The 21,684-nt window shown below is 39.7% G+C and carries 15 protein-coding genes and 1 pseudogene; 4 read left to right on the forward strand and 12 right to left on the reverse strand.

Annotated elements, in window-relative coordinates; all coding sequences use genetic code 11:
* Nucleotides 1-7: 7 nt before the first annotated feature.
* From AAHB15_RS20445 to AAHB15_RS20470, 6 genes are all read right to left on the reverse strand, one after another.
* A complete protein-coding gene (locus AAHB15_RS20445; RefSeq protein ID WP_342043197.1) occupies nt 8-1,000 on the reverse strand; it encodes a LacI family DNA-binding transcriptional regulator in 993 nt (330 codons plus the stop codon).
* Nucleotides 1,001-1,247: 247 nt separating this feature from the next.
* On the reverse strand, nt 1,248-3,110 hold the full coding sequence (locus AAHB15_RS20450) for a DUF2264 domain-containing protein (RefSeq protein WP_342043198.1): 1,863 nt from the start codon (nt 3,108-3,110) through the stop codon (nt 1,248-1,250).
* A gap of 48 nt (nt 3,111-3,158) precedes the next feature.
* Nucleotides 3,159-4,283, reverse strand: a complete 1,125-nt coding sequence (locus AAHB15_RS20455; RefSeq protein WP_335575027.1) for a glycoside hydrolase family 88 protein — start codon at nt 4,281-4,283, stop codon at nt 3,159-3,161.
* A gap of 15 nt (nt 4,284-4,298) precedes the next feature.
* Nucleotides 4,299-6,125, reverse strand: a complete 1,827-nt coding sequence (locus tag AAHB15_RS20460) for a heparinase II/III family protein (protein WP_342043199.1) — start codon at nt 6,123-6,125, stop codon at nt 4,299-4,301.
* Nucleotides 6,126-6,225: 100 nt separating this feature from the next.
* The gene (locus AAHB15_RS20465) at nt 6,226-8,007 is read right to left on the reverse strand and encodes an ABC transporter ATP-binding protein (RefSeq protein ID WP_342043200.1); all 1,782 of its coding nucleotides are present in this window, start codon (nt 8,005-8,007) and stop codon (nt 6,226-6,228) included.
* Nucleotides 7,994-9,763, reverse strand: coding sequence for an ABC transporter ATP-binding protein (locus tag AAHB15_RS20470; RefSeq protein ID WP_335575030.1), 1,770 nt, complete (start codon nt 9,761-9,763; stop codon nt 7,994-7,996). The genes AAHB15_RS20465 and AAHB15_RS20470 overlap by 14 nt, the downstream gene beginning before the upstream one ends.
* A 145-nt stretch (nt 9,764-9,908) precedes the next feature.
* Between AAHB15_RS20470 and AAHB15_RS20475 the strand changes: the two genes are divergently transcribed.
* A complete protein-coding gene (locus AAHB15_RS20475) occupies nt 9,909-10,823 on the forward strand; it encodes a helix-turn-helix domain-containing protein (protein ID WP_098531133.1) in 915 nt (304 codons plus the stop codon).
* Between the two features lie 65 nt (nt 10,824-10,888).
* Here AAHB15_RS20475 and AAHB15_RS20480 read toward each other — a convergent pair whose 3' ends face one another.
* Together AAHB15_RS20480 and AAHB15_RS20485 are read right to left on the reverse strand one after the other, a co-directional pair.
* A complete protein-coding gene (locus AAHB15_RS20480; protein ID WP_342043222.1) occupies nt 10,889-14,047 on the reverse strand; it encodes a family 43 glycosylhydrolase in 3,159 nt (1,052 codons plus the stop codon).
* A gap of 94 nt (nt 14,048-14,141) precedes the next feature.
* The gene (locus AAHB15_RS20485) at nt 14,142-16,187 is read right to left on the reverse strand and encodes a glycoside hydrolase family 2 protein (protein WP_342043201.1); all 2,046 of its coding nucleotides are present in this window, start codon (nt 16,185-16,187) and stop codon (nt 14,142-14,144) included.
* 538 nt (nt 16,188-16,725) lie between these two features.
* Between AAHB15_RS20485 and AAHB15_RS20490 the strand changes: the two genes are divergently transcribed.
* On the forward strand, nt 16,726-17,583 hold the full coding sequence (locus AAHB15_RS20490) for a hypothetical protein (RefSeq protein ID WP_342043202.1): 858 nt from the start codon (nt 16,726-16,728) through the stop codon (nt 17,581-17,583).
* Between the two features lie 63 nt (nt 17,584-17,646).
* Here AAHB15_RS20490 and AAHB15_RS20495 read toward each other — a convergent pair whose 3' ends face one another.
* On the reverse strand, nt 17,647-18,240 hold the full coding sequence (locus tag AAHB15_RS20495) for a biotin transporter BioY (RefSeq protein ID WP_342043203.1): 594 nt from the start codon (nt 18,238-18,240) through the stop codon (nt 17,647-17,649).
* A 117-nt stretch (nt 18,241-18,357) separates the two neighbouring features.
* Nucleotides 18,358-18,516, reverse strand: a complete 159-nt coding sequence (locus tag AAHB15_RS20500; RefSeq protein WP_335574356.1) for a hypothetical protein — start codon at nt 18,514-18,516, stop codon at nt 18,358-18,360.
* A gap of 303 nt (nt 18,517-18,819) precedes the next feature.
* On the opposite strand from AAHB15_RS20500, the gene AAHB15_RS20505 reads away from it, so the two are divergent.
* On the forward strand, nt 18,820-19,356 hold the full coding sequence (locus tag AAHB15_RS20505; RefSeq protein ID WP_335574355.1) for a ribonuclease H-like YkuK family protein: 537 nt from the start codon (nt 18,820-18,822) through the stop codon (nt 19,354-19,356).
* Nucleotides 19,357-19,399: 43 nt separating this feature from the next.
* On the opposite strand, the pseudogene AAHB15_RS20510 reads toward AAHB15_RS20505, so the two are convergent.
* A pseudogene (locus AAHB15_RS20510) lies at nt 19,400-19,534 on the reverse strand (ABC transporter); the annotation flags it as partial.
* Nucleotides 19,535-19,754: 220 nt separating this feature from the next.
* On the opposite strand from AAHB15_RS20510, the gene AAHB15_RS20515 reads away from it, so the two are divergent.
* The gene (locus tag AAHB15_RS20515; protein ID WP_342043204.1) at nt 19,755-20,237 is read left to right on the forward strand and encodes a hypothetical protein; all 483 of its coding nucleotides are present in this window, start codon (nt 19,755-19,757) and stop codon (nt 20,235-20,237) included.
* A gap of 125 nt (nt 20,238-20,362) precedes the next feature.
* Here AAHB15_RS20515 and AAHB15_RS20520 read toward each other — a convergent pair whose 3' ends face one another.
* Nucleotides 20,363-21,361: a DUF418 domain-containing protein gene (locus AAHB15_RS20520; protein WP_335574353.1), complete on the reverse strand. Its 999-nt coding sequence runs from the start codon at nt 21,359-21,361 to the stop codon at nt 20,363-20,365.
* Nucleotides 21,362-21,684 lie beyond the last annotated feature (323 nt).

Consider the following 21,684-nt stretch of genomic DNA (forward strand, 5'->3'; position numbering starts at 1 on the left):
CTGCTCTCTAATTGGTACTTTTTCTGACTATTAACTCCGATCCTAAATATAAAGTCTTTACGATTTTACGTTTTTCCAGCACTTGTTCCAAAAGCAATTCAATAGCGTTTTTACATATTTCCTTCAAATCAATATGAAATGTAGTCAAAGGCGGCGAAACATATTTTGCTACACTAATATTGTTAATACTAATAATGCTTACACGATTGGGAATGGCGATTCCATTTTCATTTAATGCTTGCAGACAGCCAACGGCAATCGGATCTGCTGCAATAAAGAAGGCGGTGGGTAATCCATCACCGAGTTTTTTTATGGCATCCGTCATCAAACGGTAGCCAGTTTCTACAGAAAAACCTCTGTGACAAAAAATAAATTGCTCCTTTAATAACCCCTTCTCCACCATATAGGAACGAAACGTCTGCTCACGAATATCCATTTCATCTTGATTTGTATTGGGGTTATGATAGGTACCGCCAATTAAACCGATATCGGAATGGCCTTTTTCTATTAGAAAGTCTACAGTTCTTCGCGTCATTTGCACTAAATCAGGCCGGACGGAATCATAATGATTCGGGTCTGGTGTTGTATCGAGGAAAACACCCTTTGTAGTAATCTTTCTCAAGTATGCTAACTCTTTATCTGAAAACATACCTACGGCAATAAATCCCTCAATTGTATCAGGGATTTTCTCGATTCCATCGCTTATTTTATAAGTGGTTAGCTCGATGTTATATTTACTTGCCCACTTTTCAATTTCTATCCTCATGGTCTTAAAATAGACATCTTCTAATTCTTCAATGTCTGTTAACCAATACAAAAAGGCAATATTCTTTACTAAAAGCCTTACCGTTTTCTTACGATAGTTTAGTTTTTCTGCAATTTCATATATTTTTTCCCTTGTTTCATCCGGAACAGAAAGGCTTTGATCATTATTTAAGACACGTGAAACCGTCGAGATTGAAAAACCAGACTCTTCGGCAATATCTTTAATTGTCGCCATTCTATTCACCTCCACTTCTGTTATCGTTTACATAAGAATTTAAAAATATTAATTTCACTTATTTATCAATGGTATGTTTCCACAAAACAAAGTAAAACTTTTTACTTGTATTTTACTAGTTTTTCTTAAACAGGTCAAGCTTTCCTAGAGTACTTTAGTTTACAGCCCCTCCACCTCGAATTTATATTCTAGATCGCCAAAGCTTTTTTACACAAGAAAAGAGCCTGTATACCCAGGCTCTTTCTTGCTAATCTCCCTTACCCATTGGAATATTAATTTTCTCAAGTCCCTCTCCAATAATAATTTCTACATCCGTAACCACAACATGCGGTACATTGTCCCATAGATTAATAGCATTCACACTGCCCGGTTGCCCAAACACCGCATTTACCAGCCAGTGCGTACCTAGATTAAGGCTTGCCTTTACTGTCGGAATGACTGTACGGGTATTCATCAAATTCGTGTTTGCATTCGGATAGACCAACTCCGGCTGCCCGTTTCCATAAATACTTTTGATGCCGATTGCTCCCCACGGTAATACGGCTAAGCTTTCTAGCTTATTCGACACTACTTCTATTTTTTGATCTATAAATGCGTTATGTTCTAGTCCTAGTGCGAATCCCCCATCCGCAACATCGAGGCTTCTACTCGTCTCAATACAATGAATACGGATATGCCATGGTATCCCCGCCACAATCCAGGTTCGAATCACGACATCCTTCCACGGTTTCCATTTTGTATAAATCACGTTTTCATCAATGGTATATTCTACACACTTTCTTTTACCTCTAAAAATGTTGTCACACTCGCTGACAGCCAGCATTGAATCAAATGCACTTTGCCCAAGCCCCCACTCTGCTTTTGATACACTAAAACCAAATACATTTGAATAAACAAACTTTTCGTATTTGGCCGCAGTATGGGAGTGGTCATTCGTATGCTGATATCCCGCGTTAAACGCAACAAGATGGTCTTTTTCATCCTGTCTGCACAATATAAAGCGTGGTGCTGGTTGAGCCACCTTCATTTTTAAAACTGGAAGCGGCATTTCTTCTGCCTGCCAAAAAGGATGATTCTCTGGCAACGCTAAAGGTAAAAAGGTCTTCAGGGCCCAATACGGTGAGCCGGGTGAATTGTAATTTTCCGCCATGAGCAAATTGGGATAGCGATAGCCAATTGTCAACAAACCATTAGAATCAAAAATTGGCTGACTGAACCACCAGCGGAGGTTCCTTAAGATCAGTCCCTTCATCACACCCATAGGAAACGGCTCCGCTCCAGCATATACGAGCGCACCCCAAAAGGCAGATTGGGCAAATCTATAGGTTAAGCTTCTTCCATATGGAAGGGCAGAACCATCACTACTAAACCAATAGATAAAGTCTTTAGCGTAAGCCTCGGCTCTGCTTTTATAGCGCTGCGCCCTTATTGGATCCTCTTCACTCATCAGTGTTGAATATAGAAGACTGTAAAAATGGATCGCAAATGGCCCGTAATAGTCACAATGAGCATCTGTTCCGTCCGCGTACCATCCTTCTCCTATATGAAATTGGTCTATGCGGTCAAGGTTTTCCTTCACTTTTTCCTGTTCATAAGGTAATCCCACTCTCTTAAAACCAAGGTTCACAAGTACAGGAAAAAACAACCAATTACAATCATATACTTTGATTTGATTAATTTGATTGAGCCAGTTAAATAAATTCCCTTTTTCTTGATTGCTAAGCGGTTCCCAGACCTTTTCGGGTGTTAGTGCTAAGCAATAGCCAAATGCCGCCATTTCGACTGCCTTTTGATGGAAGTCGGTAATTTCTCCCCAGTATTCCTCATGGGAAGGGTTTGTACCATTCTTGATTCCTTGCAGACAATCTTCCCAGATTTCCGATTCTTCTCCTCCAGCCAATAGTGGAACGAGACCCCAAAGCACCCTTGAGAACCCCTCCATTCCAGCAATTGAATCAGAGTAACCGGCACCTGTACTTCCAATTTCTAAAAGTGCTCTTCCCTTACTGTAATAGGGTTTCAATGGGTTTATAATTTGATTTACGGCATTAATAAAATCTCGTCGTGATTGGAGAGGATTCTTTTGTATAGGTAAATCTAGTTTTAACATACACGATAGCTCCTTTAAACTTCGAGTGGTCCCAGCCGGTCAATGATTCTACCAAAATAATTCCTTATAACCTTTTAATCTGGCAAGACCTTCAACAAAATAGTAATCCCCGTAAATCAGTGGGTTATCCGTATATTTCCCTTCAGGAAAATGGCTTGTCCCATGCAGGATTAATCCTTCCTCCGAACCATCCCAATTACCATAATTCCTGTAAAGGGATTCGAGGATTTTCTCCCCAGCTCGCTTGTAAACAGGTGATTCTGCCGTTGTTACCTCCGTTGCCAATAACAAGAGACCCGATGCGGCTATAGCACCTGCAGAAGAATCCTTTGGTGAATCGATATCTGCAGGAAGGCGGAAATCCCAATCAGGAACAAAATCCTCCGGGAGATGGGAGATAAAGAAATGAGCCACTCTTTTTGCAGTTTCCAGGTATTTTGCTTCTTTAGTATAGTGGTAACACAATGTCAAACCATAAATCGCCCAGGCGGTTCCTCTAGACCATGCTGAATCCGGTCCGTAGCCTTGTCCTCCAAAAGCCTCAACCTTATTCCCGCTTTCAGGATCAAAACGGACTATATGATGAACACTGCCATCATTCCGGATGAAATGCTCCAACACCGTGTCAGCATGCCTTTTAGCAACACTTTTAAATCTTGGATCACCTGTTTCTTCACTTGCCCAGTACAATAGCGGCAAATTCATCATGCAATCAATAATCGCTATCCCGCTATTGTCTTCTCCCTCTGTCCATGGATTCCAAGCTCTGATAAAGTTTCCATTAACATTAAATCTTCCCATGAGGAGATTGGCAGCCAGGAGTGCACGACGTTTGGAATCCTCATTTCCTAAGAGTTTATAGTGGGCAACACTGGTTAGAGTCCACATAAACCCCATATCATGATCGAGCCGGTAATACTCATTTTGGACAGCGTCCAACTTGTCCTCACATTCCTCTGCCAGCTGCTTTAATGCAGCATCTTTCGTATCCAGATACACTAGCCACAGCAAACCAGGCCAAAAACCTGCTGTCCACCAGTGCGGTTCCGCAAGAAGATAAGTCCCGTTTTCACTTGCATGCGGAAAATTGGCTCCTACTGTTTTGCTGGTTCTGCCTATTTTTTGCGTAACTTGCTGCCATGCTTCATTTACCCAGTGCAGTTGCTCTGTCATTCTCTTCACCCCTACTTATTCAAATTGAAAAACTAGCTGGACACTACAATCCATTTCCGGATTGATTAAAGCAAAGTCTAGTGCGATATTATTTTCTGTTTCTCCGAAATGGTTTTCAAATGCAAGTATTCTTACTACTAGCCATAGCTTTGCTTTGTCATATAAGATTCTGAGCCTATGTTGTCCCTCAAGGATCACTCCTTTATCATCCTTTGTTATGGAAAGTGAGGTTATGATGAACCGTTCAATAATAGAAACAGGTTGTTCGGTAAATGTGTATTTATCTTCCAAAATAAGCTTAGGCTGATTTTGTTTCACCCAAGTAAACTTTCGTGATAATTTTTGAAGACTCTCTTCTTCATACGCATTTTCAATATCCAATTCAAAGGTATCAACCTCTTCTTCAAATGAAGCATTACAGATGCTGGCAAAACGCTCTGGACCTTCTTTTTGAAATTGATTATTAATAATAGGAACAGAATGTCCCTGGGAACCGTTACATAAATACGTATAGCGTTTGTCATTAAAGTAATCTTTCGTGTATAAACCAGCACCCAAATCTTTTAAAAAAACTTCATTATTACCTTGCAAGATAAAATGGCCGAGATCATTATGATTATGAGGTTCATCATTATGACCGCCTTTTGCCGCGAAGGAAAAACAGCCGAATTCTGATTGATGCCTTGAAATAAACCATGCAGGTTTTTCCGAGTAAAAGGTTTCGCTCTTCCTTTGTGTCGGTAATGCCGTTTCATCAAACCATAGTAGATTGCGAATGGCTGGAGCCCATCTGCTGCAATGATCCTCTGTATACTTCGCGCGTAAATCCTGTTCCGGGACCTCAAAATCATTGTAAATTCTGCTTAAATAATGACTCAGGCCTAAAAAAACGGTGGCTGTCGGCTGGGCATCTGAAAAGTTCACAACCAAGTTCCGGCTCAGAAAACACCTTTGTTGAAAGAGGGCAATCTGATGGACCTTTTCAGAATCAAAGAGGTTCAACTTGCCTCCAGTCCTCTTTTTTAATAAGTCTGCAAAATAAACATAATAGCCAAAGCCATATTGCCAGTAGCCGTACCCCTCAAGACAAATGCCATCATCATTGAAACCTTTTAAATAAGAATCCATGGCTGGAAGCACCCGCTCTATTACTATGGCGAGTTCTCCAGGATCCCTCATTAAATGCAGCGCAGCTGACCCAATTGATCCCGCACAAACAGCAGCCCAATTATGGGTCTGTGTTTCCCATCCAAATTGATTTTCCATAAATGGATGAAAGATTCGTTTAAATACTTCCTCATAAATACGCTTACAAATGAGCGGATTCAAGTAATCCTCTGTGAGTCTCAATATTTCTGCCAAAGAAAATGCGGTTTCAGCTGCAAACAAGTCAATCGAATATGCTTGCACAAAAGCCTTTTTTAATGAGTAACTGACTTGTACCGATGTTTCCGGACTATTTAGCAAATGAGCGGGCAGGCACCAGCTGTACTCATTACAAATCGACCAAATGGTATTTTCAAACGCCGTTAAATAATCAATGTTTGTAGGTTCGAGCAAAACCATGATCGCAAAGGTATTCAGCCGTCTCCTCTTTTCAAAATAAACCTTTTCATATTCAAGCCTGAAACCCGTTTCAGCAAAAATTTTAAACAGTGAATAGGGCAGCTCTGGGTCTTTTTCTGTCAAAAGCCTCCCTGCCTCATTCCTAATTTCATCAAGAAGCGGTTGAAAAGCGGCATTGTGGCTGATAGATCTCCACCATTTGTTTTTTTCTTCCTTGCTTGAAAATAACAAAGAAGTATTCACTTCTAGCAATCTTTTATAATCAACAATGATCAAGCCATTCACCTCCTAATTTACCTTACTTAAGGAAAAAGCCTTTTAAAAAGAGGAATCCGGCTTTTACCAGATTCCTTATACCCTTCTCTTTTTTTCCTTTTTATCCCACTTCTAGGGATTGATGTTGTGATTGGTGCAGGTTCCAATAGTAACTCTTTCGGCTTAATAACTCGTTATGCGATCCTTCCTCGATGATTTTGCCTTTATCGATGACAAGGATACGGTTTGCATTTTGAATAGTAGAAAGGCGGTGAGCAATAATAAAAGATGTTCTTCCGGCAAGCAAGGTCTCAAGGCCTTTTTGCAGCGCCAGCTCTGTTTCCGTATCAATCGAAGAGGTAGCCTCATCCAGAATTAAGATCTTAGGATCGGCCAAGAGTGCACGGGCAAAGGAAATCAATTGTCTCTGTCCGGTAGAAAGCCTTGTGCCACGTTCGTTGACCTCTGTTAGATAACCATCGGCTAGACCGCTGATAAACTGATGTGCCTGGACCGCCTTTGCCGCCGCGATCACTTCCTCGTCTGTAGCATCAAGCCGGCCATAACGGATATTATCCATAATCGTGCCAGAAAAAATAAATGGATCCTGCAGCATAACGCCCATTTGCTTCCTTAGAGAAGGAATGGTAACTGTACTGATATCAACACCGTCAATTTCTATTCTTCCGGTGCTTACATCATAAAAACGGCTGAGCAAGCTGACAATTGTGGTCTTTCCCGATCCGGTAGCACCGACAAGTGCGATGGTTTCACCAGGATTGACAGAGAAACTTACATTTTTAAGGATTCTTTCACCTTCTTCATATTCAAAGACAACATCCCTAAATTCAACTTTTCCTTTGATAAGAGGAAGCTCCACAGCATTTGGTTGATCTTCTACAGTAGGCTTTTCATCGATCATTTCAAAAATTCGTTCCAAATAGGCCGTTGCATTAATAATCGCATTGTAGAAGTTTCCGATATTGGCAATTGGAGCCCAAAACATGCTTATATACCCAACAAAGGCAACCAACGCACCGACGGTTACTCCTTCTCCAATCTGGGATATACCGAATACATAAATAATCGAAGTAGTGAGAATCGAAATATTCTCAATCGAAGGCCATAGCAGAAACTGGATTCTAACCGCTTTCATCCAGGAGCTTCGATAACTCTCCGATACGTCTCTAAAGATTCGTTTATTTTCTTCTTCCCTTGTAAAGGCCTGAGTTACTTTGATTCCATTGATACTTTCATGAATATAAGCATTCATGTTGGACTGCTTATTACTTAATGTTTGCCATGCTTTCCGCTGTGCATTTTTAATAAGGAGAATGACGGCAGCAAGGACAGGAAATCCGAGCATCGCCATTAGCGTTAACTTTACATCAATCGCTAACATAAAACCGACAATAACGAACAGGCTAAACAGGTCCGTAATCAAATTAATTAATCCATTTGATAATAAATCACTTAAGGAGTTAACATAGTTAACCACCCTCACTAAAATCTTCCCGTGCGGCCTGCTGTCATAAAAGGAAAAAGACAATTTCTGCAAATGGGTAAACAAGTCTTTTCTAATGTTGAGGATGACGCTCTGCCCTATCTCGGACATCATTCTAATTCTGAATTTCATACAAATCCCGGTAATCACTAGGGCACCAAGGTAAATGCAGGAAAGGACCACTAAACTTCCTACATCCTTGTTTGGAATACTATCATCGATTGCTTTTTTAATTAAATAGGGACCAATTAAATTGGCTCCGCTGGCAATCAGCATAATCAAAACGGTCAATAAAATCTTTTTTCTGTACGGTTTTAAATAAGTAAACAATCGTTTCAAATGAACAAAGCTGAAGGGTGATTCCAACTCTTCATCCACATCAAATTTATTGCGCGCCATTGAGATAAATCACATCCTCACCATTGTGCTGACCATCAAAATTGCCATTTTGATTCATAAATACTTTGTAGTAATACCCTTTTTTCGCAAGCAGCTCTTTATGCTTACCTCTTTCAATGATTTCGCCATTTTCCATGACAAGGATTAAATCAGCCTCTTTTACAGAAGAAATCCGATGAGCAATGATAAAACATGTCTTCTCTTTTAGTAATGACTTTAATGTCCGCTGGATACGAAGCTCCGTTTCCATATCGACAGCTGATGTTGTGTCATCAAGGACTAGGACGGATGGGTTCTTTAGAATAGCCCGGGCTAAAGCAATCCTTTGCCTTTGGCCTCCCGAAAGACCTACACCCCGTTCCCCAATAATCGTGTCGTAACCTTCTGGAAGGTTGGTAATAAAATCATGAGCCTCCGCCATTTTAGCAGCAGATTGCACCATTTCCAAGGTAGCATCTGGATTCCCATACGCAATATTCCCCTCAATCGTATCGGAGAATAGGAATATATCCTGCATGACCATGGCCATACTATCTCTCAATTTAGAAATATCCCAATCTCTAACTTTAAGCCCATCCACTATTACTTCCCCGCCGGCTGTATCATAAAAACGGCTTAAAAGGTTTACCAATGTAGATTTACCAGCTCCGGTTGGACCGATGATTCCTACTGTTTGGCCCGGAAGCACTTTAAAGCTGATATCTTTCAGGACCTGTTCATCCCCATAACTAAAGGACACATTGTTAAACTCAACACCCCCACTAATGTGTCTAATAGCTGCTCGGTTTGCTTCATTGGTGATTTCTGGTTCAGTATTTAACAAGTCCTCCACTTTTTCAGCTGAAGCAATAAACCGCTGCACATCATTGATTAACCATCCAGCCATTCGCATAGGATTATTTAACGCCCAAATCAAGGAATTAAAGGTTACTAATTCCCCAAACGTAAGCGAACCATTAATGACCATAATTCCTCCAACCAAAATCATCACAACAGTTAATACTCCTGCAAGTGAATCGAGCACAGGCAAATATTTTTCCCAAACTTTTGCAGAATCAAGACTCTTTTCCTTAAAGGCCTCATTTTCGACTGAAAACTTGTCAATTTCGTAATCTTCCTTCGCAAATGCCTTTACAACCCGATTTCCGCTAATGTTTTCCTGTACCACTGAGTTTAACCGTGCAAACTGTCCCCTAATCTCTGTAAAGGTCGGTTTGACCGTAAAGGATAAGCGAGTAGCAAAGAAACCAATAATCGGTGTTACCGCTATCATTGCCAAAGCCAATAATGGGTTAATATAGAACATAAACCCAATCGCAATGAGTAATATGGTTAGATTTTCGAAGATCATATAAATAGCCCACGCCGTAAAATGCCTTACAGCTTCTAGATCCCCGGTCATACGGGCCATAATATCTCCCGTTTTGGTCCGATCGAAAAAACTAAAATCTAAATGCTGAAGCCGGTCATACAATTGTTCTCTAATTTTAAATATGACGTTTTGTGAAACTGCTTCAAACATTAATTGGTAATTATATCGAATGACCGTTTTGATAACGGTAACCCCAATCATAGTCCCTAAAAAGGGCCATAATAAATTGTTCTGGTGGCCATAAATCACTTTATCGACAATTTTTCCTGCAAAATATGGATTCAGCATGTTTAGCATGGAAACAGCTAATGCCAGAAATAGTCCACTGAATAATCGAATGCGAAAGTTCTTAATATACCCCCACACCCACCGTATGCTTTGCATAATTCAACTCCCCCTCCCTACACCTCTTTACATAAATACATTAAAATAAAAACATTTATGAACCAATTATAGTGTTATTATTAAAGAATAAAATATAAAATCATAACAAAAAATTGCACAATCCTAACATTAGAGGAGAGATCAAATGCTTCAATTGTTTGCCCCGCCTTTACCAACACTTCTTGCCGCCGGTAAAAATACTTTTGATATCGGTCAATCACATCTAAATCGAAATAATATTGGTGTTTTTGATTTATTAGTTGTCACAAAAGGACAATTGTTCATGGGTGAAGATTATCGTAAATATAAGGTTAGTAGAGGAAATGCATTAATTCTCTACCCCGATCGGCACCATTATTCTATTTCACCGTGTGATGAAATTACCGACTTTTTTTGGTTTCATTTTGTTTCTTCGAAGGGCTGGCAGGACCTTACCATTTCTAAACCTTTTCATTACGAGGAAAGAGCTGCTGAAGATTGTGGAAACTTTTTATCAGAGAGCCCGTTCGGAATTACACTACCCAAATATTGCAAAGTATCCAATCCTGAAGCGGTTGAACTCCTGTGCTCAAAAATTACTTCATCGGAAAATGAGTCTATCTACTCTAGAGAATGGCAGCGGCAGATCCTTTTTCAGCAATTACTCCAAGAACTTTCAAATCATATGCACTTAGCCAATTCTCTGCCCGCATTCGCGGTCGCAGAAAAAGCAGCCGTTTATTTGCGGAAAAATTATGCCAAAAAAGTGACCTATGAAAGTATTGGCCGGGCTCTCAAATTCCATCCCAATCATATTGCAAGATGCATGATCCAGTCCTTTGGCTGTACACCGATTGAATATGTAAATAAAATTCGTATTGATCAAGCAAAGATATTATTGGTTTCAACAGATTGGAGCATTGATAGGATTTCAGAAAGCAGTGGTTTCACACAATCCGCATATTTCAGTAGAATCTTCAAAAAGCTGGAACATTTAACTCCCAATCAGTTCCGAAAACAATATGTTGGAAAAGTACCTAATAATAAATCATCAATTAAAAGCAATGAGGACACGCCCTAGTTCTGTTTCATCACTCAACTAGGGCGTGTCCGTTTTACTTTATTTTTCCTTTAGATCTGTCTTTTTTATTTTAATAAAAGGTTACTAGACAGTGATATTAATAGATTTGCTTGCTTTTCCGTAATAGATTTACCGCTTTGGGCCGACAGTTCATTCACAAATGCTTTAAGTTTGCCTGCCACAGCCTCTTTATTTCCTCCAGCAAATGCTTCTTTTGCTGAGGCAAGTTTGGCTGTAAGTGAATGCGCTATTCCTTCGTCTGTAATAAACGACTCAGTCAATCGGCTTAGACTGTCGAAGTCAACAGTCACTGTAAATTGAATTTCAGCTTCCGAGGAATTCCCTGCATGATCTGTAGCTTTTGCTGTAAATTTATTTACACCAACACTATATTCATATGCTGGACCTTCAATGGCCGGACAATCAACAGATTCAATTCCAGATAAATTATCGCTTGCACTGCAGGAGATGGATATGTTTCCATCAACAGAATAGGTTCCCTCATTACCTTTAACCGTAATGACTGGAGCTGTTGTATCTTCTTCCACAATCATAATCCAGCTGATTTGCGGATCTGGTGAACCAGGTATCCTGCGAACAGTCACATCCAATTTTCCATCCGTTACGTTCACATGTTGATAGCTTAGAACATCATATGCACTTGTAAATACATATCCCTTTGTTTTTGTTTCACCGTTAATTAGGATATCCGCTTTTCTGCTTCCCTTAGTCGATGAATACCAGCGATCATATAGACCGGTATATACCGTGTACTTACCATTTTTTAGATCAAACTTATATGAAAGGTCATCACCAGAATTCGCTAAAAGGTAGCGTAATGAAGAAAATAAATCATCACCTTCTCCGCCAGCAAGTCTTGTTTTATCCCCAACAAATCCCCATGTCTGACCATTAACTGGGTCATACTTTTGATCAATTACATCTTTGTTTAATAGTGTATTCTCCATATAAGAAGACCATGTCACGTAATCACTTGTTTTCACTCCGCCCGCATGGACAAAATATCTTACATGATCCGGGATAACTAAGATTTTTGTTCTAATCACTTTATTGGCTAACTCAGAAAGTGTGCCTTCAACGACAACGGTACCAGGCTTTGAGAAATCTGCTGGATTAATTGCCCATGTTACCGCCGTATCAAGCTTTTCCCCCTCTGAATTTGTCACATTGATTCTATTCGGTAAAGTGGGCACTTGACCAACAGACACCTTCTCAGGCAGTTCTGTATTGATGGTGACTTTCCCCATTCTGTCTAATGCATCCAGTTTCCACTCTTCATACCATTGCAGACTCATTTCATCACCCTGGCCGAACTCAATTGGCAGCCAAATATATCTTGAATCTTTTAAATCACTAGCCTTCCATCTGTCAGCCATAAAAATAAACTTACCCTTTTTAGCATCGACTGGAATAACGTTGGTACTTTGTGAATCAAATGTTGTTGAAGCTTTATCACCTATCGAAGGATCACGCAAAGGCTTCCAATCTCCAAAAATATTATCCGCCACTGTATACCTTGCTGGATTTGGGTCCCAGCCGGTAGCGCCAGATGTTATTAAATAGTATTTTCCTTGATATTTAAACATTGCCGGTGCTTCACGCTGCGCCCCTGGAAAGACTCTCACATAATCCTCTCCATATACAGCTTTGTATTCAGTATCACGTACTATATTTCCGTCCTTATGCCAGCCTGCCACATCGGTATAAGAATCATTTAGCTTTGAAATATAAATGGTCCTATTTTCTTCACTGGAATAAATCAAGTATGCAGTACCGTCATCATCCTTGAACAAGTTCATATCACGAGCCATCCCCGGCTGATCTGGCTGACCATTGTAAGTGGCATCTTTAGGCGCTCTATCCATCCGATTGCTTACTTGATAAACGAAAGGTCCTGTAGGAGAGTCACTTAATGCATAACCTGCTTCCGCTTTTGCATACATCGCAGTTGATGTAGTCGAAGGGCCATCGGTATGCATCCACATAACATATTTTTTGGTCTTTTCATTGTAGATTACTTTAGGCCTTTCAATTACCCGGTCTGTACCAATATCATTTAGAATATCGGACTTGTCCTTTCTGCCTTCATAAAGCATAGAGATTAATGGATCGGTTTCAAATTGGTCCATCGATTCAATCGCAGTAAGGGCTACGCCTTCATCTTTCCAGTTATATAAATCAGTAGAAGAATAAACTCTTACCCCTCTGGCAGGAAGATATCCATTTGTTTTATCTTCGCCGTACCAATAGTATTTTTTCGTTTGCTCATCATACATGATTCCGCCGCCGTGCGCCTGAATAGGGGCACCGTTTGTATCTGTCCATACTTGCCCCGGTTTATAGGAAGTATTCGGAGCGTATACAGTAAGTCCAGCCAATGCAGAGTCTAGATTTTTTATGGCTGTTCGAATTTGCTCCTGATTGGTTTTATTCTGAGCATCTAACCCGTTTTCATTGATATTTTTAACCAGGGCATCTGCTTGTGTGATGGCCTTATTTAGTGATTCCAGGCTGAATTGGGTATAGGTATCTGTTTTTTCCGCCTCTTTCTTCGCTGATTCTATTTTTGCTTCCAAATCTGAAAGAGGAATCACTGTATATTTTTTTATAATGATATAGTTTACTAATGGGTCATTATAGTTTGATAGAGCAGCTGTGGCAGGTCCTTGGATCCTGACATCTAATTCTCCATCGGTTATGGAAACCTGTTGATAAGTGACCTCTTTTTCAGCGTTATAGCTTCCAATATCCAAATCTCCATTAGATAGATTTTGTCCCTCACCGATGATATTCACACTTCGGCCGCTCCACGGATTTTTGAATCCTAATGTAAGATCATATTGACCATTCGGCAGCTCGAACTTATACTCTAATGCCTTATCCCTAACTTGCGATCCGTTATAATATCGAAGTGAGCCAAATTTATCAGCGCCATTAGAGACACTAGTATTACTGGCGGTGGTTACCAATCCCCACTTTTTCCCTGTAACGCTGTCTACACCGTATTTTTGCTCTGTTTTACTAGAAAACAGCCCAAATTGATCGGTTCCCTCGACTGTATCAGGGGTCGGGTCACCTGCATTCACAAAATAGAGCACGTCTGTGTCCTCGGTTGTCCCCTCAGCAGAAACATGTCCGGTTGAGGAAAAGGTTGGGATTGTAATGAGTGAAGCTGTTAAAATGGACGATAAAACCTTTTTCATTTTAAACAACAAGATTCCTCCTTACTTTATTAATGTTTCTTTTTTTCTATAGTCAAAGAGGTAAATTCATCGATGAACCATACTCCATCAGCCTTTAGCGAATAGGGTTGATTGCGTTTTTAAAGGTGTCATATACCAAGCGTGGTTTTTCTTTGTCGAAAGACATTAAGCCCATTGTGGAAATTCCATTAATCTGTTGGTTGTAGTTTAATCTTTCTTTATAATCTTTTAACACCCAGAACGTATAGCCGGCCATATAAGGCAGGCGACTAGGATCTGTTACCTGATTCCAGTGATTTAGGAACTTATAGGATTGCCATTCTTCTGTTCCGGACTGCGTTTCTGGTCCATGATTATTAACCTCATCTGCATAGGCCCATGTTCCATTTTCCGTAATCAGAATCGGCTTATTTGGATAGGTTTTATGAACGATATCCAATGTCCGCCCCAAGTCTGAATCCTGCATATAAAAATATCCGAAGTATTCATTTAAACCAATTACATCCGCCAAGTCATAAGCCGGGTCCCAGCTGCTTCCAGATGCCCATGTGACGGGACGTTTTTGGATATCAACGCTTTTTACCGCTTCCTTCATATCTCCCAGCCAATTACGATAAACGGTTTGATCATCCCAAATCCCTGACTCATTCTGTAATGACCACATGATGGTGGAAGGGTGATTGATTTGATTCCAAGCCATACTTAAAGCTAAGGCTCTAGAGAGACCATAAGAGTTTGTTTGCAGCACTTCCTGCTTTGTATCAAGCCACATATTCTCTACTTCATCAAGTACCATTAATCCATGTTGATCCGCAAAATCATACACATATGGATGACGATTGTAGTGGCTATTACGTATGAAGTTTGCATTTACATCCAGAACATGACTCAATTCCGTATTATATTCTTCAATTGTCATAGAGCGGCCGCTTGCAGCCGTTTCCTCATGCCAGTTAAGTCCCTTCAAAAAGACCTGTTTCCCATTTAGCGTTAATTTGCCATTCTCTACAGCAATGGTTCGCATTCCATAATTTGTGGAAAGACTATCATCGATAGATCCATTACCTTTTTGAATAACCTGACCTTCCCCTTTTCCTTTATAAAGTGCTGCGGTCACTTGATAAAGAGTCGGGGAATCCGGTGACCAATAGGCTGCTTTTGGAATCTGGAAATCCATTGAAACGACTTTTACTTCACCAGGTTTTAAATCCACATCCTGTGACTTGGGTTCTCCACCCGTTTTTCCCCCTGGATCGACAACTAATTGTCGATGTACCTCTTTGTCTCCATGATTGTACACCACCACTTTTGTTGTTAAGGTATGGTCACCTGTTGCAGTTAGTATTTTGCTAACATTTACATCGGATGTTGCTTCTAAATAAACACTGCGTGTAATCCCTGCATATGGCCAAAAGTCTACCGGTTTATACGGCAGTTCTGTGTCAGCTGTAATTGGTTTCGGATTCGAGCTTGTATAGGAATCATAGGTCGGTTTACGGTATACTCGGACCGCAATGACATTATCTTTTCCAGGTTGTAAATATTCGCCTACATCCAGGGCAAAAGGTGAATATCCCCCTTCATGTTCCCCCACCAAATGACCATTGACATAAACCCATGCACGATAGTTAACACCAAGGAAATTAAGCTTGACGAATTGGTTTTTCCAATTGGCATCAGGCCAAAAATGTGTCCGGAACCAAGCGTAACCATCGTAAAAAGCACTTCCTTTTCCGAAGTTTGATCCATCGTATGTACCAAATCCAGGGGTATCATACAGATCCCAACTGCCCGGAACCTTTTCTTCTTGCCAATTTTTATCATCGTATCCTTGTTCAAACCACTTTTCATTCAACCCTTGATTATTTGGGTCCATGGCGAATTTCCACTTACCATCAAGGTTTAAATAACTTCTACTTTGCTCTTTTAACGTCCATGTATCAAACGAAGGAACTGGTTCCCCATATTGAAACAACACATTCGTTCCATCAATTGATTGCACTTTCGTATTCATTGGTTCATGTTCAGCAATATTCACATTATTTCCTTTTGTATCTGCCTTGGCATTAGGCAGCCCAGCAAAAAGCGTGGAACCAAGAAGAAGAACACCAATTCCAAAACTAGTGAATTTTCGATTCATTTGCCAACCTCCCGTTTGATATAAATCTTAATCCTGAAAAGTAAGTACTTCTGAATTTGAAAACATCACCTTTTTAGACTGCTTGATTTCAAAAAAACAACTTATTTTTGAAATCGGTTTCATTAATTCCTAAAATTGAAACGCTTACAATTATTTGGATAAGTAAATTTCTCATCACCCCCCTAATGGCCTTCAAAGTGTTGCTTCTAAACGAACCTTGAGTCGCCATATTTTATACTGCTGATACTTCATCATTACTTTTTCTGATCAGCCAAAGTTTAATGTATAAGCTGATTAACGAATGATTGACCAAATATTTATTTCTTGATATCAAAATAACTAACAGACTATGAAACCCGTTTCAAAATTAAGTTTCATAATTGCCTACATAATTAAATTTAAAGAATATTTTTACAATTGTAGCTAAATTTTACATGATGGGCTTCTACTGTGTCATGGGCCTATTTTCTTATGTTAGGCTACTATTGAATAAATTTCAGTTTGAGATGGATACTATTTTTTTAAAGGGGGTATGATAGTGGATTTAAATTCATTATGCTATCTCGGACTTGGATTCATTAGTATCATTCTTCTTATTTATATATGTATAAAATCAGATGTCAGACAAGCCTTATTAACTTTTATGGGCATGGTCGGGCTGGGTTATATCATTGAGGCTGTTATTTATAACTTTTTAAGCAGCTATCAATATTATCCTCATATCATCAAACACAATCCTATTTATGATAGTGCTTTGGGGGCCATCGCATCTAATGCCTTAACATTACCTGTGACTGCCACCTTTCTCGCTGCTTTCCGTAAAAATTGGCTTTGGGTGGCATTTACGACTGCTCTGTATACGGGGATTGAATGGATTTTTTTAGAACTACATATATATAAGCATCATTGGTGGAGGACTGTCTATACGTCCATTGGCCTTCCCTTTTACTTTCTATTTGCTAAATTTCTTTATCGAAAAATGAGTGTCCCTTTAAAAGGCTTTTTTCATACCCTTTGTTTATATCTCATTATAAGTCCCTTTTCAGGTTCGCTGCATTTTATCCCGATTATGTTTTTTTCTAATCGCTATTATGAGTTTGGTTTATTTGCTAACCAATCTAAAGATACGACAGCTTTTTCAACCATTTTTTATTTATGCGCGAGTATTGTTTACGTGTTTATGGGCAAATTTCAACCTTTACCACGATGGGGAAAATACCCTGTTATAGGACTTTGTATGTACTTCGCCACACACATCCTGAGACGTGTCGGAATCCTCCACAGTTTAGTATGGTGGGACACATGGTATTACATTGTACTATCTTTCCTCTCCCTTCTCTTTACCGAATTCATTAGTAAATCTCTCCATAAAGGCTCTTTTGCATCCAAAATCTAAAGCAAAAGCGGGTCAACCTATCGGTTGAACCGCTTTTGCATAGTGACAAAATGATTAATGGTGTCAGGCACCACGTTTGATTTGTTTGAATTGACCTTTGGAAAGGACTGTTTTTTCGAGGCGGTGGGCCATTATTGCAGCTAGGACGGATAAAACGATATCCTTCGGCAGGGGTGCTGCCATCCATAACCATGCCATTTTGTAAGAGAAACCTTCTGGAGCTGCAGCCCAAAGTTTATATGCGAAATACATCCAGTTGGTTCCGAAAAGATAGTTGACCGCCATTCCGATTAACGAAGCAGTGATAAACGCAGGCAGGCTTTTATTCCTTTCAACCATTTTACCAATCATAAATGCTACAAAAATATAAGAAAGAATAAAGCCAAATGTAGGTCTTATGATGATGGAAAGCCCGCCAGTAAAGTCAGCAAAAACAGGAACTCCGACTAAGCCCACTAACATATAAACAGTCATAGCAATTGAACCTAAACGGCTTCCTAAGATGGCTCCTGCTAAAATAGCAAAAAAGGTTTGTAGTGTAATCGGAACTCCGCCCACATGTAAAAATGGAGCAATCGTCGAAATATTTGCTCCAATGGCCATCAGTGCCACAAACATAGCAGCAAGTGTTAAATCTAATGCCCTTAACTTCCTCATTTAATCCCCCACCCATATTTTTTATCTTATCTTTAAAATAAATGGTAAGGGGATTATTGTCAACTAAAAATCAATAGTAGTTAACAATATGAATATCGAAAGCTTTGGAGAATAACCTTATTTATTACGGCAGTTTTTACAAACCTGGATGGTTTGGCCTGTTTCTGTTTTATGTGAATATAGCAGTTTTATCCCGGTTCTTGCGCATAATGGGCATGTCCCCCGTCCATTTGAAGGCAGGTTGCTGATTGTCTTTCCTCTGTTTCTCTTTGCCATTCTCATCATCCTTTTTCTATTAATCTTGTTTCTTTATCTAATGATGGACTGGCACAAATATTGTTAGGCAAATAACGTTTTTAAGATAATTTTTTGTCCCGATTATTATAGCCGTCAGGCAAAAGGACTAGCCTCACTCTCCCCAGACTTCCCTCTCGTTTTACTATTTTTTCAAAACACGACATACATATTAATTAGATTGAAATTGAAGTTATTATCCGCACGACAGTTGTCCCCCCGCATAAGATAGAAATAAGAGGAAGTCTAAGTTTTTTAACGAAGGGAAAGATGTGGTGTTTCAATATGAAAAATAATTCAGCGTACCACCATACATTTCAAAATCTTCAAGAGAATGGGCTCTCATTCGAGCAGGTGTTTGAGCGAATTGTTACCTTTATGTCGTTCAATCCTAAAGGGAACTATCGCTTGATGGTGGGCACAGATTCACAGGTCCATAAATCGCAAACGGTTTTTATCACCGGAATTGTCATTCAAAATGAAGGAACTGGGGTGTGGGCCTGTATAAGAAAGGTCGTTGTCCCAAGGAAGATGACACAGCTTCATGAGCGGATTTCACTTGAATTATCTTTAACAGAGGAAATAGTCGCCATGTTCACCGAAGAACGGAAAAATCAGCTTATCGCGATCGTCCTCCCTTATCTTTACGAGGGTTCAACCTTCACCATGGAAGGGCATATCGATATTGGGGCCGGCAAACGTAATAAGACGAGAGAATTTGTTAAAGAAATGGTGACACGAATGGAGTCGATGGGGGTGGAACCAAAAATCAAACCGGATGCTTTTGTAGCCTCTAGCTATGCTAATCGCTATACGAAATAAAGCGTCAGACACCGAAATTCTTATGGTGCCTGACGCTTTTTTATTAAAGGGCTTCTTCTACCTCTTTTGCCATACTTTTCAGCGATTTTAAACCGCCGCCGCTTAGGTACCAGGAGTCAGCATCTAAGTAGACAATTTTGTTATTTTTATAGGCTGATGTCTTTTTGACGAGCTCATTTATTATTTTAATGATATTGAAAATCATTATCATTTGAATTAAGTATAAACAATTGAGGAAAATAGTGTCAATAGCTAATTGAGAATTTTTATCAACTATTTTAAAATAACCCGTAGGGAAAAATCCACCCTTTGTATGGACTAAGAATACTGTCCTTTTTTTACTCCCTAACATATTGGACTTCCAGCGCCTCATAAATTGAGGATTAGGGGGTGATTGAGTGAAAACTGGACTATTAGCCATTGTTTTACCGTTCATTTTGCTGTTGTCAGGATGCTTTAGTGACCCAGTACAGGATGATTTGTTAAATTATGTAAATAAAGAAATGAAACAAGCAGGGAAGTTAGAAGCGGCAGCGGTTTCTGCCTATGAGGGTGTGTCCGGAGCGAATTATCAGGATGACCAAACGATGTACGATGCGTTAACCAAAGAAGTCATTCCAAACTATAATGAATTTATTAAAGAATTGGATTCAGTCAAGATAGAAACCGATGAGTTACAGGAGATACATGAGATTTATATTGTGGGGGCTGACATTCAATATAAAGCATTTGTTACCATAAAACAGGCCCTCGAGGAGCAGGATCCAGCGCTGGTTCAGGAGGCAAATGATATGCTGGCCGATGCAAGAAACCATATCCGGGATTATAAGAATAAGTTGAATAAACTGGCAAAAGATCATGATGTTAAAATTAATCAATAACTAATACTTAGATATTTACAAAACTAACAAAGTGCCCGCCCAGCATTCTAAGAGATGGAGCGGGCACTGAGCTTTCTTAGTATAATGACTGCCTCCAGGACGGAAAGGCTGAGGCTCGGCTAGGATCATTTTCGCATTGGGGGTAACTCCAGATAGGTCAAAGCTCTCCATACCCACTCCATTGGACCGAAATTGAAATAACGAAGCCATAGTGTACTATAGATTAATTGGATGACATAAATAGCCAAGCATATATAGAGTGTTTGAAGATAATTAATATGATTTTGCAGCTGAAGGATTTTTCCTGCCAGTAAGATTAAGGTTGTTTGCATCAAATAATTAGTAAATGCCATTCGGCCATAGCTTTTTAAAGGAGCTAATAGTTGACGGAAAAAAGGTAATTGTATCAGCATCACGATGCATCCCGCATAAAAGGCTGAAATCACAGGGCCAATCGTAATACCTATGCTCATAAACTGCTGCGTTTGGATGGAATTAGCGACATCCGCAGGACTCGGTCCGGATTGATATTGAAAGATCAGCCCCGCTAGACTTACGACTAACATTATCACCGTAAACACAGCTGTTGCCTTTATGTGATGCCGGATTCTCTGAAACAGATGATATTGTCCCGCAGCAATCCCCAACAACATCAACGGAATAACCATAAAGATTTTTACAGCAAAAAGTCCTAATACTACTAGCATGATGACGCCGAAGATAAAATTGACGTTTCTGTTCACTTTGTAAAATGGCAGGAGGATCAAACCTGAGACGGCATAGATTGTTAATGCTTCTCCCGGATGGAACTGCACATGCCCCCATCCAAATATGAATAACACGATCAGTCTCCGTACAAACAACACTTGTCCTTTCTTCCCTTTTGTATTGGCACGGTCGATGAAAAGAAATAATCCGACACCAAACAGGAAGGTGAAAATCGTATAAAAACGGCCTTCCATAAATAAATACAAAAACCGCCAATAAGCTGCATCCGCAGAATTTGCCGCTGGGGGATTGGCGGACAATAATGGCCCAATATTGACCAAAATAATTCCCAGCAAAGCAAACCCCCGCAGATAATCCAACACATCAATCCGCTCATTGTCCCCTATTGCACTCATAGTAATCTCCTAATCAGTTTCTTTTACCATGTCACTAGTTTACCATGTTTTCTTAATGTTAATGGTGCCTGTCACCAATAGTGAGCTTTATCTTTTTTTTATAGTGATGAACATAGTTATACTCAGATTCATATTTTATTTATATACCGATCTTTTACCGAAATAAAATAAACCGTGGTCACCTACTCCACGGCTTAATAAGTGTGCAAATACGAGCGTGTTAATCCATCCTTTGTCGGCCAAACAAGTTTGGATTATTTTTTTGGCTTCTTTTTCTTACTAAGTGGATCACCTTTCCTTTTCCCTTCTTATAGACTGATAAC

Origin of the sequence: Bacillus sp. OTU2372, from assembly GCF_038440275.1 — a bacterium.
Classification (GTDB): Bacteria; Bacillota; Bacilli; order Bacillales; family Cytobacillaceae; genus Neobacillus; species Neobacillus bataviensis_B.

What these genes read in the sequence shown, in the direction of transcription:
- AAHB15_RS20485 (WP_342043201.1), bottom strand. Translation starts at nt 16,187, where the DNA reads ATGAATCGAAAATTCACTAGTTTTGGAATTGGTGTTCTTCTTCTTGGT.
- AAHB15_RS20470 (WP_335575030.1), bottom strand. Translation starts at nt 9,763, where the DNA reads ATGCAAAGCATACGGTGGGTGTGGGGGTATATTAAGAACTTTCGCATT.
- AAHB15_RS20505 (WP_335574355.1), top strand. Translation starts at nt 18,820, where the DNA reads ATGAAAAATAATTCAGCGTACCACCATACATTTCAAAATCTTCAAGAG.
- AAHB15_RS20475 (WP_098531133.1), top strand. Translation starts at nt 9,909, where the DNA reads ATGCTTCAATTGTTTGCCCCGCCTTTACCAACACTTCTTGCCGCCGGT.
- AAHB15_RS20445 (WP_342043197.1), bottom strand. Translation starts at nt 1,000, where the DNA reads ATGGCGACAATTAAAGATATTGCCGAAGAGTCTGGTTTTTCAATCTCG.
- AAHB15_RS20450 (WP_342043198.1), bottom strand. Translation starts at nt 3,110, where the DNA reads ATGTTAAAACTAGATTTACCTATACAAAAGAATCCTCTCCAATCACGA.
- AAHB15_RS20465 (WP_342043200.1), bottom strand. Translation starts at nt 8,007, where the DNA reads ATGGCGCGCAATAAATTTGATGTGGATGAAGAGTTGGAATCACCCTTC.
- AAHB15_RS20495 (WP_342043203.1), bottom strand. Translation starts at nt 18,240, where the DNA reads ATGAGGAAGTTAAGGGCATTAGATTTAACACTTGCTGCTATGTTTGTG.
- AAHB15_RS20520 (WP_335574353.1), bottom strand. Translation starts at nt 21,361, where the DNA reads ATGAGTGCAATAGGGGACAATGAGCGGATTGATGTGTTGGATTATCTG.
- AAHB15_RS20480 (WP_342043222.1), bottom strand. Translation starts at nt 14,047, where the DNA reads ATGAAAAAGGTTTTATCGTCCATTTTAACAGCTTCACTCATTACAATC.
- AAHB15_RS20500 (WP_335574356.1), bottom strand. Translation starts at nt 18,516, where the DNA reads ATGGCAAAGAGAAACAGAGGAAAGACAATCAGCAACCTGCCTTCAAAT.
- AAHB15_RS20455 (WP_335575027.1), bottom strand. Translation starts at nt 4,283, where the DNA reads ATGACAGAGCAACTGCACTGGGTAAATGAAGCATGGCAGCAAGTTACG.